Annotated in this window: 13 protein-coding genes and 1 pseudogene; 4 read left to right on the top strand and 10 right to left on the bottom strand. The window is 68.4% G+C overall.

The window, feature by feature from the left end; translation table 11 throughout:
- Window positions 1-8: 8 nt before the first annotated feature.
- Window positions 9-578 carry a TVP38/TMEM64 family protein gene (locus ACJ7IV_RS06325; protein ID WP_483866258.1) on the bottom strand — a complete coding sequence of 190 codons (570 nt, stop codon included), beginning with the start codon at window positions 576-578 and terminating at the stop codon, window positions 9-11.
- Here ACJ7IV_RS06325 and ACJ7IV_RS06320 point away from each other — a divergent pair.
- Window positions 572-1,645 (top strand): annotated as a pseudogene (locus ACJ7IV_RS06320) (BCCT family transporter); the annotation flags it as partial. The gene ACJ7IV_RS06325 and the pseudogene ACJ7IV_RS06320 overlap by 7 nt on opposite strands.
- Window positions 1,646-1,736: 91 nt before the next feature.
- Here the strand turns inward: ACJ7IV_RS06320 and ACJ7IV_RS06315 are convergent.
- Complete coding sequence (locus ACJ7IV_RS06315) at window positions 1,737-2,210, bottom strand: GFA family protein (RefSeq protein WP_483866257.1); 474 nt, start codon at window positions 2,208-2,210, stop codon at window positions 1,737-1,739.
- 129 nt (window positions 2,211-2,339) lie between these two features.
- Between ACJ7IV_RS06315 and ACJ7IV_RS06310 the strand changes: the two genes are divergently transcribed.
- A complete protein-coding gene (locus tag ACJ7IV_RS06310; protein WP_483866256.1) occupies window positions 2,340-3,050 on the top strand; it encodes an SIMPL domain-containing protein in 711 nt (236 codons plus the stop codon).
- Window positions 3,051-3,100: 50 nt separating this feature from the next.
- On the opposite strand, the gene ACJ7IV_RS06305 is transcribed toward ACJ7IV_RS06310, so the two are convergent.
- From ACJ7IV_RS06305 to ACJ7IV_RS06295, 3 genes are all read right to left on the bottom strand, one after another.
- The gene (locus ACJ7IV_RS06305; RefSeq protein WP_483866255.1) at window positions 3,101-4,264 is read right to left on the bottom strand and encodes an RNA-guided endonuclease InsQ/TnpB family protein; all 1,164 of its coding nucleotides are present in this window, start codon (window positions 4,262-4,264) and stop codon (window positions 3,101-3,103) included.
- A 148-nt stretch (window positions 4,265-4,412) separates the two neighbouring features.
- On the bottom strand, window positions 4,413-4,946 hold the full coding sequence (locus tag ACJ7IV_RS06300) for a GNAT family N-acetyltransferase (protein WP_483866254.1): 534 nt from the start codon (window positions 4,944-4,946) through the stop codon (window positions 4,413-4,415).
- Complete coding sequence (locus ACJ7IV_RS06295) at window positions 4,943-6,493, bottom strand: glutamate synthase-related protein (protein ID WP_483866253.1); 1,551 nt, start codon at window positions 6,491-6,493, stop codon at window positions 4,943-4,945. The genes ACJ7IV_RS06300 and ACJ7IV_RS06295 overlap by 4 nt, the downstream gene beginning before the upstream one ends.
- A 200-nt stretch (window positions 6,494-6,693) precedes the next feature.
- On the opposite strand from ACJ7IV_RS06295, the gene ACJ7IV_RS06290 reads away from it, so the two are divergent.
- Window positions 6,694-7,599 (top strand): cation diffusion facilitator family transporter, encoded by a 906-nt coding sequence (locus ACJ7IV_RS06290; RefSeq protein ID WP_483866252.1) that lies wholly within the window; start codon window positions 6,694-6,696, stop codon window positions 7,597-7,599.
- A 31-nt stretch (window positions 7,600-7,630) separates the two neighbouring features.
- Here the strand turns inward: ACJ7IV_RS06290 and ACJ7IV_RS06285 are convergent, their stop codons facing one another.
- The 5 genes from ACJ7IV_RS06285 to ACJ7IV_RS06265 all read right to left on the bottom strand — a co-directional run bounded on the left by ACJ7IV_RS06285 (window position 7,631) and on the right by ACJ7IV_RS06265 (window position 13,371).
- Window positions 7,631-9,292 (bottom strand): MBL fold metallo-hydrolase, encoded by a 1,662-nt coding sequence (locus ACJ7IV_RS06285; protein WP_483866251.1) that lies wholly within the window; start codon window positions 9,290-9,292, stop codon window positions 7,631-7,633.
- A gap of 145 nt (window positions 9,293-9,437) precedes the next feature.
- On the bottom strand, window positions 9,438-10,361 hold the full coding sequence (locus ACJ7IV_RS06280; RefSeq protein ID WP_161432839.1) for a metal ABC transporter permease: 924 nt from the start codon (window positions 10,359-10,361) through the stop codon (window positions 9,438-9,440).
- The gene (locus tag ACJ7IV_RS06275; RefSeq protein ID WP_232911052.1) at window positions 10,358-11,572 is read right to left on the bottom strand and encodes a metal ABC transporter permease; all 1,215 of its coding nucleotides are present in this window, start codon (window positions 11,570-11,572) and stop codon (window positions 10,358-10,360) included. Before ACJ7IV_RS06275 ends, ACJ7IV_RS06280 begins: the two co-directional genes overlap by 4 nt.
- Window positions 11,569-12,378, bottom strand: coding sequence for a metal ABC transporter ATP-binding protein (locus tag ACJ7IV_RS06270; RefSeq protein ID WP_232911051.1), 810 nt, complete (start codon window positions 12,376-12,378; stop codon window positions 11,569-11,571). Before ACJ7IV_RS06270 ends, ACJ7IV_RS06275 begins: the two co-directional genes overlap by 4 nt.
- Window positions 12,379-12,381: 3 nt before the next feature.
- Complete coding sequence (locus ACJ7IV_RS06265; protein ID WP_483866250.1) at window positions 12,382-13,371, bottom strand: metal ABC transporter solute-binding protein, Zn/Mn family; 990 nt, start codon at window positions 13,369-13,371, stop codon at window positions 12,382-12,384.
- Between the two features lie 239 nt (window positions 13,372-13,610).
- On the opposite strand from ACJ7IV_RS06265, the gene ACJ7IV_RS06260 reads away from it, so the two are divergent.
- On the top strand, window positions 13,611-14,750 hold the full coding sequence (locus ACJ7IV_RS06260) for a ChaN family lipoprotein (protein WP_483866249.1): 1,140 nt from the start codon (window positions 13,611-13,613) through the stop codon (window positions 14,748-14,750).
- Window positions 14,751-14,805 lie beyond the last annotated feature (55 nt).

The following is a 14,805-nucleotide window of genomic DNA, read 5'->3' as shown; positions in this document are numbered from 1 at the left end:
GAACCGCCCTATCCCAGCGAGTGACCTTGGGCCTCTACACGGCGCCTGAGCCAGGCGCCGGCGAGCAGCAGCAGGGTCAGCGCGACCAGCGGGAAAATCACATTGGGGCTCACGGCCTCCTCGCTCTCCATGGCCTCAAGGGCACCGAAAATCGCACTAGCGTAGACCGCCCATTTCAGGACCAGGCCAATGATGGCCGCCATCACGAAGGTGGAAAGCGGCAGGCGCAGCAGGCCGGCGGCGAAGTTGACCACAGAGTGGGGGAAGCCCGGCAGTACGCGCAGGGCACACTGGGTCAGAAAGTCACCGCGTCTCTCCAGCTTGTCCATGACCTTGCGAGTGAGCCCCCTGGGTGTCCAGCGGTAGCTGAAGCGGGAAGAGAGATAGTAGGCACCCAGGGCGCCCGCCACGCTGCCGACCGTCAACATCAGGGTGGCAACCAGCGGCGTATAGAAGGGTGCGATCAGCCACAGCCCGATTCTCCCGGGCAGGCCGATCGCCAGGGTCACCGCCATGATCACGATCACCGAGATGATCACCACGGGGTGGTGAGAGGCCTCGTCGGCCCAGCGCTGCACACGTGAAGGGCCAGCCGCTGCAGCCACGCACCCTGCTCTACCCGGTGCTGGGCGAGCGCGTCATGAAGGGAGCGCTGGGCAGCGTGGTGGATGCCTGCTGCGTGATTGCCGTGGTCGCGGGCACCGTCGGCCCCATCGGTTTCCTCGCCACCCAGGTGAGCTTCGGCCTGCACGAGCTGTTCGGCGTCAGCGAGGGCTACGCCACCCAGCTCGGCATCCTGGTGCTGCTGGCGGGGATCTACGTGACCTCGGCGATGACCGGCATCCACAAGGGCATCCAGATCCTGTCGCGCTTCAATGTCTTCCTGGCACTGGCCATCGCCGCGGTGATCCTCGTGGCCGGCCCCACCCTGTTCCTGGTCAACGCCTTCAGCCAGGGCTTCGGCGAGTACCTGTCATCGTTCTTCACCATGGCCACCATGAGCGCCGAGACCGCCCCGGCCTGGTGGATGCAGTGGTGGACGGTATTCTTCTTCGCCTGGTTCATCGGCTATGCGCCGCTGATGGCGATCTTCGTGGCACGCATCTCGCGGGGCCGCACCATCCGCGAGATGATCCTCGCCGTGGCGGTGATGGCCCCGGTGGCTACCGCGATCTGGTTCACCCAACTGGGCGGCTCCGGCATCCACTACCAGCTGACCGGGGCGATCGACCTGAGTGAGGCGCTGAACAACTTCCAGTTCGACGTGGCGACCCTCACCGTAGCCCAGGCGCTGCCGGGCGGACCCATGATGGCACTGGCCATCCTGCTGCTGACCAGCATCTTCGTGGCCACCACCGGCGACTCCATGAGCTACGCCATCGCCGTGGTGTGCGCCGGCCACGACGCGCCGAGCCCCCAGGTACGTGCCTTCTGGGGCATCGTCATGGCGCTGATGGCGGGCATCCTGCTCTACATGGGCGCGGGGCAGATCGGTGCGCTGCAGCAGTTCATCGTGATCACCGCGATTCCCGTCTCGCTGGTGCTGCTGCCCTCCTTGTGGGCCGGCCCCCGGGCCGCCTATGCCATGGCGCGGGAACAGGGCATCATCGCTCCCACAGCGACGACCGCCACCCGCGCCGACTGACTCGCCCCCGGCGATCAGAGCACCCACTAATAGGCGGCACCACGCGCTAAGGCGGCATCCATCCGGGTGCCGCCTTTCTCTTGCCTGCTCGTTATGGTGTCTCGAGCCCCAGCCGCCGGTGCCACTCGGCGAGGCTCTCCTCGGGGTATTCGGCGAAGCACTTGTCGTTCTCCCGCGCCTCGACCTCGACCCAGCCGGCCTTGCTTTCCAGCAGCAGGTGGACCCGCTCGGGCGGGATCGGCAGGTCGCTGTCGATGGCGGAGGCGAAGGGGTGCACCAGTTCCGGCCATCGCGGGTCATGGGCCCACAGGGCGCTGGCGCAGTGGCGGCAGAAATGGCGCTCGCCGGGGCTCTGCTCGCCATCGATGACGGCGCGGTAGATGCCCTTGCTCTCCTCCCCCTGGACCTCGAGGGTGTCGGCGCGCCCACCAAGGTTGATGGCGTAGCCGCCGCCTCCCGCGGTCTTGCGACAGATGGAGCAGTAGCAGCGCTGGTAGGGATAGGGATGGGGCGAGTCCACCGAGAAGCGTACGGCACCGCAGTGGCAGGAGCCTTCGAGTCGCATGGTCGATCCTCCGGGATTCAGGGTATGGCCTTGTGAAGTCTAGTTTTCCTGCGAAAGGCGTATGATCCAAGGGTTGGAATCGATGTTTCTTCCCTTAGCGCTGCGGCGCGCCACCGCCAAGGAGTCGTCATGAAGGTCATACCCAGCCTGATCCTCGCCATCGCTGCCGTCGTTGCGGCATCGCTGATCGCCGATGGCTTGACCGACCTGCGTACCGGCGACCGCTACGTCACGGTCAAGGGCTTGGCCGAGCGCGAGGTCGAGGCCGATATCGCGCTGTGGCCGCTGCACTTCGTGGCATCCGGCACGACCCTTCAGCAGGCCCGTGACGAGGCCAGTACCAGCCGCGAGGCGATCCTCGACTTCCTCGAACGCCACGGCATTGCCGCCGACCAGGTGGAGCTGCAGCGACTCAACGTCAACGACACCTCGGCCAATCCCTACCGCAGCAGCGACGTGGAGCAGACCTTCATCATCAACCAGACGCTGACGGTGCGCAGCACCGATATCGAGGGCATCCGCGACACCGCACAGGTGGTGGGCGAGCTGCTCGATGCCGGCGTGGTGCTTTCCTCCGACTACGGCCCCAGCGGTCCGCTCTACCTGTTCAGCCGCCTCAACGAGATCAAGCCGGAGATGATCGCCGAGGCCACGGCGGCGGCCCGGGAGGCCGCCGAGCAGTTCGCGAGGGACGCCAGTGCCGACGTCGGCGACCTGCGCCGGGCCAACCAGGGGGTGTTCGAGATCCGCGCCCGCGACCAGGCGGCGGGCATCCCCGAGGAGCAGCAGCCGGTGAAGACGGTACGCGTGGTCTCGACGGTGGAGTACTACCTGCGGTGACTGCTCCCCGCCCTAAGCGCTGACGCGCCACGGGCGAGGCTTCCCATTTCTTAGGCAGCAGCCGGCGACATGCCGGTCTTACGCAAGCCTCCGTGGGCAGAAACGGACAGCCCTTCCGCCTTCAACTTCACTATGCCTTGATGCTTGATGTTCAGCGCCGCATTGATGTCCCGGTCGTGCTGCGTGTGGCAGGCCGGGCACTCCCACGACCGGACGCCCAACGGCATGGCGTCCATCTTGTGCTGGCAGACATGGCAGGTCTTGGAGCTGGCAAACCATGGGTCGATCTTGACCAGATGTTTGCCCTGCTCCCTGGCCTTGTAGTCCAGCTTGGTCATCAAGGCATACCAGGACGCATCGCAGATGTGCTTGGCGAGCTTGGCGTTCTTCATCATGTTGCGAACCTTCAGCGTCTCGACGATCACCGCTTGGTTGTCGTCAACGATCTGTCGAGAGAGCTTGTGCTGGAAGTCGTTGCGGGCATTGGCGACCCGCTCAAGCGCCTTGGCGACGAGCAAGCGTGCCTTGGCGCGGCGTCGGCTGCCCTTCTTCGTGCGAGACAGCGCCTGCTGTTTGCGCTTGAGGTTCTTCTGCGCCTGCTTGAGGAAGCGCGGATTGGCGATCTTGCGCCCGGTGGAGTCAATAGCCAGGTGAGAGAGGCCCATGTCGAGACCGACGACCTTGGCGGCGTCGACATCCTTCAGTGGTGCCGGGGCGACCTGATCCGTTTCGTAGAGCAGCGAGGCGTAGTGCTTTCCGGTGACCGTTCGGGTGAGGGTGATACTTTTCAGCCTCCCTTCGACCTGGCGGTGCATCCTGGCCTTGATCGGCCCAAGCTTGGGCACCTTGATCCAGCTATCGCCGGCCTTGACGCCGACGCAGTGGTAGCTGGATTGCTTGCCCCGCTTGCTCTTGAAACGCGGATAGCCGGCTTTCTGCTTGGGGTCGAAGAAGCGTTGGAAGGCATGATCAAGGTTCAGGCACGCCTGCTGGAGAGCCATGGAATCCGCCTCTTTCAGCCAGCCATACTGGCGGGACTTCTTGGCGACCGGCAGCAGTGTCTTGATGTCGTGTTTGGCGCTCAGTGACTGGCCGTGGTGCTTGTAGCGATGGGACATGATGCGAAGGCCAGCATTATAGACGAAACGCACCGCACCGAACTGGCAGTTCAGAAACGCTGCCTGCTCAGTTGTAGGATAGATGCGAATCTTCACGGGCTTTAGCATGGAAATTCATCGCCAACTGGATGTATGTACAGACTATGCCACCAGGTGGCATGCCGCAACCCCAGCAGCGCTACCGCGCTGCCCGCTTACCTCCCCGCCCGAGTGGGCGAGGGTTCACGCGGATTTTGCTGAGGCGTCAGGCCGACCCGCCCAGCTCCCGCCGCATGATCGTCACCGCTTCACCACGGTAAACGCACTCCTCGAACGCCTGCCAGCCCAGGCGGCAATAGAGCGCCTGGCGGTCCGGGGTGAAGAGATGCAGGGTGGCGATGCCATGCTCCCTGGCCTCCTGCTCCACACGGCGGACCAGTCGCGAGGCGATGCCCTGCCCGCGCCACTCCGGGCGCACATAGACCGAGGCCAGCCAGGGATTGAGCTCCGCGCGGTCCTGCATGTCGTCATCGATCAGGCTGGCCATGCCCACCGGGGCATCACCGGCCATGGCGACGAACACCGAGGGCAGCCCGCCCTCCCCGCACTGGGCCCGGAAGCTGACAAGCGCCTGGTCCAGACGCTTGTCAGGGTCGAGATGGCCCCATTGGGCCAGCTCCCAGCGCGCCAGGGTCATCAGGTGAGGCGAATCCGGCTCCAGGCGCGCGATCCGGATGCGACTCTCGACGGCATCCTCGCCGGGCGCCCCCACTGCGGCATCCGCCGCCGGCGCCTTCACAGCCCCGGCTCCATCACGCCGGCGTAACGAACGCCGCTGAGCAGGGCCATCTCACGCTTCCATGTCGCCAGGTCGTTGGGGTTGAGGCCCGCCAGGCTGGCGTGGCCACAGGCCCTCGCCATCACCTGCATCAGCCCCGCGGAGGCACGCAGGAAGCGCTCGAGCTGGGCGGCGGACTTCTCGACGTCGAGGCGCTGGCGCAGGTCGCCACGCTGGGTAGCGATCCCCGCCGGACAGTTGTTGGTGTGGCAGATACGCGCCGCCACGCAGCCGATGGACTGCATGGCACTGTTGGCGATGGCCACCCCGTCGGCCCCCAGCGCCAGGGCCTTGACGAAGTCGATGGGCAGGCGCAGGCCGCCGGTGACGATCAGGGTCACCCGCCCGCTCGCCCCCTCGTCGTCCAGGTAGCGACGGGCACGAGCCAGTGCCGGGATGGTAGGCACGCTGATATGGTCGCGGAACATCAGCGGCGCCGCCCCGGTGCCGCCGCCACGGCCATCGAGGATCAGGTAATCGGCGCCGGCATCCAGGGCGAACTGGATATCGCGCTCGACATGGTTGGCGCTGAGCTTGAAGCCGATGGGGATGCCGCCGGTCACCTCCCTCACGCGGTCCGCGAAGCGCCGGAAGTCATCCACCGAGTGCAGGTCCTCGAAGGTGGCCGGCGACTCCGCGGGCTCGCCCTCGGCCAGGCCGCGCACCTCGGCGATCCTGGCGCTCACCTTGCTGCCCGGCAGGTGGCCGCCGGCGCCGGTCTTGGCCGCCTGGCCGCCCTTGAAGTGGAACGCCTGCACCTTGTCGAGCAGGCTCTCCTCGAAGCCGAAGCGTGCGCTGGCCAGTTCGTAGAAGTAGCGGGAGTTCTCGGCCTGCTCCTCGGGCAGCATGCCGCCCTCACCGGAGCAGATGCCGGTACCGGCACGCTCGGCACCCCGAGCCAGGGCGATCTTGGCCTCCTCGGAGAGCGCCCCGAAGCTCATGTCGGAGACCAGCAGCGGCATCTCGAGGGTCAGCGGCTTTCTCGCCTCGGGGCCCACCACCAGCCGGGTGGCCACCTCGGCATCATCCAGCAGCGGCTGTGTCGCCAGCTGGGCCACCATCAGCTGCAGGTCGTCCCAGTGCGGCAGGCTATGGCGCGGCACCCCCATGGCGTCGATGGGGCCGTGGCGCCCCACGCCCTCCAGTCCCTCCCGGGCCAGGCGATGGATGAACTCCACCGTGGGCTCCTCCGCGGTGGCCTTCGCCTCGGGCATCCGGTCGCCACCCTCCTGCTCGGCCTGTGGCGCCTCCTGGCCCACCTGGTCGGCATCGAAGTTCTTGTGGGTGCCGTCGCAGTAGGGGGCGTCGCCGGTCTGCTTGCACTGGCACAGGAACGCCTCGCCGCCCTTCTCGGCGGTAAACATCAGCGGAGTAAAGCCGGTGCCCTGGTGGGAGCCATCACAGAAAGGCTGGTCGCTGGAGCGGCCACAGCGGCAGAAGGCATACTCCTTGCCCTGCTCCAGGGTGACCTTCTTCGGCTTGTTGTCGGCGATGATCGGCTGATTCATGCATTCCTCCTTGTCGGCTAGCCAGCGCCTGGTGGCGAAGGTGTCCTGATCCAGTCTGGCGGAGGGGCGCCGACGCTGCCAGCCAGGCAGGCCGGACCGCCTCAACGCAGCCGGGGCGCTGGGCAGCGTTGAGTCACGCCATTCCCGCCCCGGCAACGCTTCGCTAGTATGAAGGCTTACCGAACCACGAGCCCTCATCCATGCAAGCCACCCTCGAGCAGCGCGCGCTGAAGCTCTCCATCGTGATGACCCTGGTGGTCTCCAGCCTGGGGGTGACCATCGGCCTGCTGGCCGGCTCCCAGTCGATCCTCTTCGATGGCGTCTTCTCGACCATCGATGCCGCGATGTCGGGGCTGGCCCTGCTGGTGGCACGGCTCGCCGTGCGCGAGGCCAGCGAACGCTTCCAGCATGGCTACTGGCACCTGGAGCCGCTGGTCGCGGCCCTGAACGGCAGCATCCTGATGCTGCTCTGCTTCTATGCCTTCCTCACCGCCCTGCTCGACCTGCGCGAGGGCGGCCGTGAGCTCGCCTTCGACCTGGCCATCGCCTACGCCGTGGTGGTGGCCATCGTCTGCTTCGCCATGACCGCCTACCAGCGGCGGATCAATCGCACCGCGAACTCCGAGTTCGTGCGCATCGACATGCAGGGCTGGCTGATGGCGGCGCTGATCACCACCTCGCTGCTGGTTGCCTTCCTGGTCGCCCTGGCCCTGCAACAGACCATCTGGGCCCACCTCACCCCCTATATCGATTCGGTGCTGCTGATGCTGCTGACGGCCGGCTTCATGCCGGTGCCTATCGGCATCGTGCGGCGGGCCGTGAAGGAGATCTTCCTGATCGCGCCGAGCGCGCTGGACGAGGAGGTCCACACCGCCATGGCCCCGGTGATGGCCCGCGAGGGGCTGCTGCACTACTACAGCCATGTCGCCAAGGCGGGACGCGGCCACTTCATCGAGATCCATATCGTCACCGCCCCGGACTTCGCCAGCGGACAGGGGGTGGCGGTGATGGACGAGATCCGCGAGCAGATCGCCGAACGCCTCAGCCCGCCCCCCGAACGCCGCTGGTTCACCGTGGCCTTTACCGCCGACGAACGCTGGGCATAGGCAGGAACCGAGCGCTCAGGCACAGGCACCCCTACCCCTCCAGCGAAACCCACTGCCCCGCCTGCTGGGCGGCACGCCCCTCCACCTCCAGCTTGAGCAGATGCGCCAGCGCCGAACGTGCGGCCAGTGCCCGGCGTGCCTCGGGCACATCATCGTAGGCATGCTGCGTCAGCGTCTCCAGGCTGGCAGGACCGTGACGCGCCAGCGCCAGGCGCACCTTGTGCTCCCGCGCCAGGCGATGGGTGACCAGGAAGTCGATGGCGGCGTGGGCCTCACCGATCAGGAAGCCGTGGCCCGGAGCGATGGTATCGAAGGGCTCCTCCCCAAGGGCCTGCAGGGCGGCCAGATAGGCGGCCATGTCGCCATCCGGCGGGTTGATCACCACCGTGGAGCCCTGCATCACCTGGTCGCCGGCGAACAGTAGCCGCGCGGGCTCCAGCAGGTAGCAGAGGTGGTTGGAGGCGTGACCCGGCGTATGCAGTACCTTCAGCGGGCCGACGGGTGTATCGAGGCGCTCGCCGTGGGCCGGCCGGTGGTCGGGCACGAAGCCGGCGTCCTGGCTCGCCCCGGGCGGCGGCGGCAGGCCTACCAGCCGGGCACCGGTGCGCGCCTTGAGCCAGGCCGCCCCCGGCGAGTGGTCGATATGGGTGTGGGTCACCAGCACTCGGGAGATGCGTCCATCGGCCAACGCCAGCAGCCGCTCCAGATGGGCCGGATCCGCGGGGCCCGGGTCGATCACCAGAGACTCATCACCGTTGCCCAGCAGATAGCTGTTGGTGCCGGGTCCGGTCATCGCGCCCGGATTGGGCGCCGTCACCCGGGTCACCCCCGGCGCCAGCTCCACCGCCCTACCGGGCACGAGCTCGGCGCTGGCCGTACCCTGGCGGTGCGGATCCAGACGCCGCACCTCCGCATAGGCCGGGGCATCCGGCTCTACCTGCCAGGCAACGCCGCCCCTGTCAGCCGGCCAGGGGCGGCTGGGACGCGCCGTCGGCGGGTTGGCATGGGCGTAACGCAACAGCGCCTCGGCGGTGGGAAAGTCACCGATCAGTCGCAGGGTACGCAGGGTGGGATACCCCAGCGACATGCGACCCTGGCGATGTGCGGCCAGGGCCTCGGCGGGGGTCAGCCAGGCGTGGTCGATGGTCTCGCTGCCGTCGTGTGCCGCCTTCTGGTCCGGCGGCGCCAGCGCCACAAAGAAGCGCGTGTCGAAGCGCCGCGGTGCGCCAGGGGGCGTGACCCAGTGGCCCAGGTAGGCCAGCCGGTCCAGCGGCAGGCCGAGGCCATGGCGCTCGCACAATGCGCGAAAGCTCGTCTGCTCCCGACGCAGTGCCTCGCGCCCCTCGCCCAGCACCGGATGGTCCCCCGCCGGCAGGCGCCCCTGGGCGTCCACGGCCAGCAGCAGACCCGCCTCCTCGAGACACTCGCGCAGTGCCGCGATCATGTAGTCGGCCCCACCCTCGTCAAGGCTCAGGGTCTGGCTGATCGCGTCATCCCCGCGGCCGGAGGTGAAGGCACGCACGTCCGGGTCCCGGGGGTCCACGGCCCCGCCGGGGAAGACGAAGTAGCCGGGCAGGAAGGCCGCATGCCAGGTGCGCTGCAGCAGCAGTACCTCGAGACCCGGCGCCCCGTCGCGTACCAGCGCCAGGGTAGCGGCGGGCCGCACTCGCTTGGCCGTATCGGGTTGACTCATCAACAGATCCTTGTGGCAATAGACTCGACAATACCGTGACCCCGTCTCTACGGCGGCGCCCACGTCGAGATCACCGTGATGGCGCGCCGTCCGGCCGTCAGCGAGGAGGACGCCGGCTGACGCTTCCCTCGAATGCGTGGCAGGGTCAGGCGCGCTGTGCCGAACCGGTACGCGCGCGGCAGGGGCCGAACAGGCAGGCGGCGAGCAGGATCAGTCCTGCGACGGTGGCGATCATGCCGGCGGCGCTGAGCGAGGCCTCGAAGCCCAGCCAGCGTGGCGCCTCGCCGGCCAGCAGGTAGCCGACCACCGCCGCCGCCACCGCGAAGCCCTGGCTCCAGGCGATCTGGGCGCCGAGGCGGTTGGTCATCAGCCGGGCGGCGGCGGCCGGGCAGACGAACATGGCGATGACGATGATCGACCCCACCGCCTCGAAGGCGGCGATGGCTGCCACCGCCACCAGAGTCACCAGCAACAGGTCGACCAGCGCCGGGCGGGCGCGCATGCTGGCGGCGAAATCGGGATCGAAGCTGGCCAGCACCAAGGGACGGCGCATCACCACCACGAAGGTCACCACCACCAGCCCTACCCAGGCGGCCCGCCCCAGCTGGGGCGGAAGGTCGGCCAGCGCCACCGGATCGAACAGCGCACCGAGGCCACTCCCCTCGAACCAGATCAGGCTCTCCAGGTTGCCGTAGAGGGCGTGTTCGACATCCAGGTGCACCCCGCCGGCGCCGTGCCACTCCAGCAACAGTACGCCCAGGGCGAACAGGCTGGTGAACACCACACCCATGGCGGCGCTGCCCTCCACTCGGCCCAGGCGACGGATCAGCTCGATCAGCACCACCGTCACCAGGGCGGCCACTCCGGCGCCCAGCATCATGGCCAGGGACGCCAGGGTGCCAGTAATCAGGAAGCTCACCACGATGCCGGGCAGTGCCACATGGCTGATGGCATCACCGATCAGGCTCTGGCGGCGCAGGACCAGGAAGTTGCCGAGCAGCGCACAGGTCATCGAGATGATGATCGCGACCGTCAGCGGCACCAGGCTGAACATCATGAACTCGTTCATCGTGCCGTCTCCGCGGGCGGCAATTCCGCCTCCAGGGCCATGATGGCATCCGCCGAGAGCACCTGGCCGATGGGCGTCAGGCCGGCATGCTCGCGGTGCAGGGCGTCGTCGGGGTAGCGCCGGCGATAGAGCGCCCAGAGGCGCTCCTCATGCTCGGCGTCACGCGCCGCCGCCAGGCCTGCCGGGGTGGCGACCCCGTCGCGGCGCACATGGCCGCGCCGCTGCAGCAGCTTGAGGGTCAGGCCGTCGAAGATCGGCTCGTCACGCCCCAGGGCGAGCAGCCCTTGACGCAGATGCACCCGCTGACGCAGGCGGCGATAGGCGAGCAGCGAGGCCAGCACACCGCGACGCGGCGAAAACAGGAAGGAGACCAGGAACAGCGTGAAGGCGGCGAGCACGATCAGCGGCCCGGTGGGCAGCCCCTCGCGCACGCTGGAGAGCGAGACACCGAGATAGCCCGACAGGGCGCCGAGCAGGGCCGCCAGCGCCACCATGCGCATGGGCTGGTCGGTCCAGAAGCGTGCCGCCACCGGCGGGATGATGGTCAGCGCCACTACCAGGATCAGCCCGGTGACCTTGAGTCCGATCACCACCACCGCCATCAGCAGCAGCAGGAGCAGCAGGTCGAGCCTGCCGGTATCGAAGCCCTGGGTGCGGGCAAAGTCCGCATCGAAGCACAGCAGCAGCAGGTCACGGCGCCACACCAGCAGCGCCAGCAGCAGGCCCACGGCACAGGCGGCGATCAGCAGCGCCTCGGAGTAGAGCATTCCGGCCGTGGCGCCCACCAGGTAGCCGGTCAGCCCCGACTGGCCGCGCACCGAGAGGGTCTGGATCACAGTAATCAGCACCACCCCGAAGGCGAAGAAGGTCGAGAGCACGGCGCCGATGGCGGCATCCTCACCCAGCCGGGTGCGCTCGCCGATGCGCTGCACCAGCCACAGCCCCAGGGCGGCACTGGCCGCGGCGCCGGCCAGCAACGCCGGCAGCACCCGGCCATCCCCCTGCCACACGCCCATGACCAGGAAGGCCAGCGCCAGCCCAGGCAAGGTGGAGTGGCTGATGGCATCGCTGACCAGGGCACGCTTGCGCAGCAGCACGAAGCTGCCCACCATGCCGGCGGCGGCGGCCAGCAGCATGGCACCCACGGTCACCAGGCTGGTGTTGTAACCCAGGGTGAAGGTGAGTGCCCGCCACCAGGTCTCCATCATCATTGCCCCGCCTCTACCCTGCGCCCCGCTCTCGGCGACTCGACGAGCCGCGCCAGCTGCACGGGGCTTAGCCGGCCGCCATAGGTGGCCTGCAGGTTCTCCTCGGTGAAGGCTTCGTCCACGGGGCCGGCGGCGATGCGCCGCACATTCATCAGCAGCACATGATCGAAATAGTCACGCACCGTGGCCAGGTCGTGGTGCACGCAGAGCAGGGTTCGGCCCTCGTCGCGCAGCGACTTGAGCACCTCGATGATCGCCGCCTCAGTGGCGGCATCGACCCCGGCGAAGGGCTCGTCGAGGATGGTCAGGTCGGCCTCCTGGACCAGCGCCCTAGCCAGGAACACCCGCTGCTGCTGGCCTCCGGAGAGCTGCCCGATCTGGCGCTCGGCGAAACCCTCCATGCCGACCCGGGCCAGGCTCTCCATGGCTCGCCGGCGCAGCTGCCGGGAACCGAACTGCCACCAGCGCAGGTCGCGATAGAGCCCCATCCCCACTACGTCGATGACCCGTGCAGGGAAGTCCCAGTCGACGCTGGAGCGCTGGGGCACGAAGGCCAGATGGCGCGTCTCCTGCTCGAGGGGACGACCGAAGACCCGCACCTCGCCGGAGAGCCGCCGGGTGATGCCCAGCGCCGCCTTGAGCAGCGTCGACTTGCCGGCCCCGTTGGGGCCGATGATGGCGCTCATGCTGCCCGGCGGCGTGATGAAGTCCACCGAATGCACCACCGGGCGGTGGTCGTAGCTGACGGTGAGCCCCTGGATCGCCAGGGGACTGGCTATCACCGCCTTGCCGAGTCGCGAATCGGGCATGGGTTACTCCTCCTCGGCCGAGCCTGGGTCGGCCATGGCCAGGCGACCCTGCCAGCCGGCCTGGGGGGCGTCACCGTCCAGGGCCCGGGCGATGGTGGTGACGTTGTGGTCGAGCATGCCCAGCCAGCTGCCCTCGTAGCTGCCCTCGGGGCCCATGGCGTCGGAGAACAGCTCTCCACCGATGCGCACCTCGTGGCCCACGGCGGCGGCGCCCTCGATCAGCGCCCGGATGCTGCGCTCCGACACCGAGGTCTCGACGAAGATGGCGCCGATCTCGCGCTCGACCAGCAGGTCGACCAGGGTCTCGATACGCGAGAGCCCCGCCTCGCTCTCGGTGGAGAAGCCCTGGATGCCCATCACCTCCAGCCCGTAGGCGTCGCCGAAGTAGCCGAAGGCATCGTGGGCGGTGACCAGCACCCGGGAGGTCTCGGGAATGCTGGCGAGGACCTCGCGGGCATAGGCGTCCAGCTCCTCGAGCTCCTCCAGATAGGCCTCGGCGCTGGCCTCGTAGTCATCGGTGCCATCGGGGTCCAGCTCAATCAGCGCATCGCGCACGGCGATGACCGCGTGGCGCCAGCGTCCCGGATCCATCCACACATGGGGGTCGGGCTGGTCGGGATACTGTTCGTCGGCCAGCAGCGCCTCACGGGGCACTCCCTCGGCCACGGCAAACACCGGTCGCCGCCAGGCCAGTCGCTCGAGCAGCTCGGCCAGCTGCACCTCCAGGCTAAGCCCGTTCCAGAACACCGCATCGGCGCGGCTCATGGCGACCACGTCGCTGCGGGTCTGGCGATAGAGGTGCGGGTCGACACCGGGGCCCATCAAGCCCTGCACCTCGACCCGCTCTTCGCCCACCTCGCGCACGATATCGGCGACCATGCCGGTGGTGGCGACCAGGCGCAGCGGCGGCGCCTCCTCGGCGACGGCCGGGCCCCAGGAGAGCAGCGCGCACAGAGCGGCGATCGGGATCGACAGCGAACGGGGACTGGGCAAGAGGCACTCCTCGGGTGGTTCGATATCCCCTTAGGGTACCGCGCCGGAGGGACTTTGCTAATGGCCGCTTGCCGATCTCCCCGATAGCCTCGCGCTTTCAGGGCAACAGGCGCCACCTCCGTCGCGGGACTGCCTTGGCTACTTGCAGTCTAGCCAAACGGCCTGTCCGACAACGTGGATCGCGGCTGCGTGGCGCCTGGGATAAAGTATCCGGGTTGCCTTCCGCCAATGGAGTCCCGATGCCGCTCCCCCTGACCCGGTTATCCATGCTGTTCGGTCTGCTGATCGCCTTGGCGCCGCTACCGGCCACCGCCGACTGCCCAATGCCGGGTGAGTGGCAGCGCGACGGCCAGCCGGTCGCCGCCGACGCCCTGCTGCAGGAGCTCGCCACGCAGCGGGTGGTCCTGCTGGGCGAACAGCACGAACGACTGGCACACCACCGCTGGCAGCTGCACACCCTGGCGGCGCTGCATGCCCACCGCCCGCAGTTGGTCATCGGCCTGGAGATGCTGCCTCGCGAGGCCCAGTCGGTGCTGGATGCCTGGGTGGCCGGCGAACTGGACGAGGCGGCCTTCCTGGAATCCAGTGGCTGGCACGACGCCTGGGGCTATGACCCCGACCTCTACCTGCCGATCCTGCACTTCGCGCGCATGAACCGCATTCCGCTGGTGGCCCTGAACGTCACCCCGGAACTGCGCCGGCGGCTGGCCGACGAGGGCTGGGAGGCGGTGCCGGCGGCGGAGCGCCACCACCTGACACCACCGGTACCGCCCTCGCCGGACTATCTCGGCGCCCTCACCGAGGTCTACTCAAGCCACCCCAGCGAATCCGGGGATCCCGGCGGGCTCGAGCGCTTCATCGATGCCCAGCTGGTGTGGGACCGCGCCATGGCCGAGGGGCTGGCCGATGCCAGCGAGGACGCACCGCTGGTGGTCGGACTGATGGGCGAGGGGCACATCACCCACGGTCACGGCGTTCCCCACCAGCTCGATGCCCTGGGTATCACGGCGCAGCGCACGCTGCTGCCCTGGTCGCCAGACCAGGAGTGCCCGCCCCCCGTGGCGATCGCCGACGCCCTGTTCGGCCTGGGCGACGAAACGCTCCACGAGCCGGCGAGCCCCATGCGCCTGGGGGTGATGATCGTGCCGGACCCGGCGGGTGTGCGGGTGGCCCGGGTCGAGGCCGACAGCGTGGCGCAAGCGAGCGGCCTGCACGAGGATGACATCATCAGTGCCGCCGCCGGCAAGCCGCTGGGCTCCCCCGGCGAACTGATCGCCCTGGTAAGGCGCCAGGCGCCCGGCACCCTCCTGCCGATGGAGATCATGCGCGACGGCGAACCACGCGAGATACTCGCGCGCTTTCCGGCCGAGATGCCGTGATTTCGCCGGAAAGGTCTTGAGCGGTGTCGCCATCAGCGCAAGCGGTGGCAAGCCT

Source organism: Halomonas sp. C10-5 (genome assembly GCF_057169305.1).
This window is presented reverse-complemented; position numbering and strand designations above follow the sequence as displayed.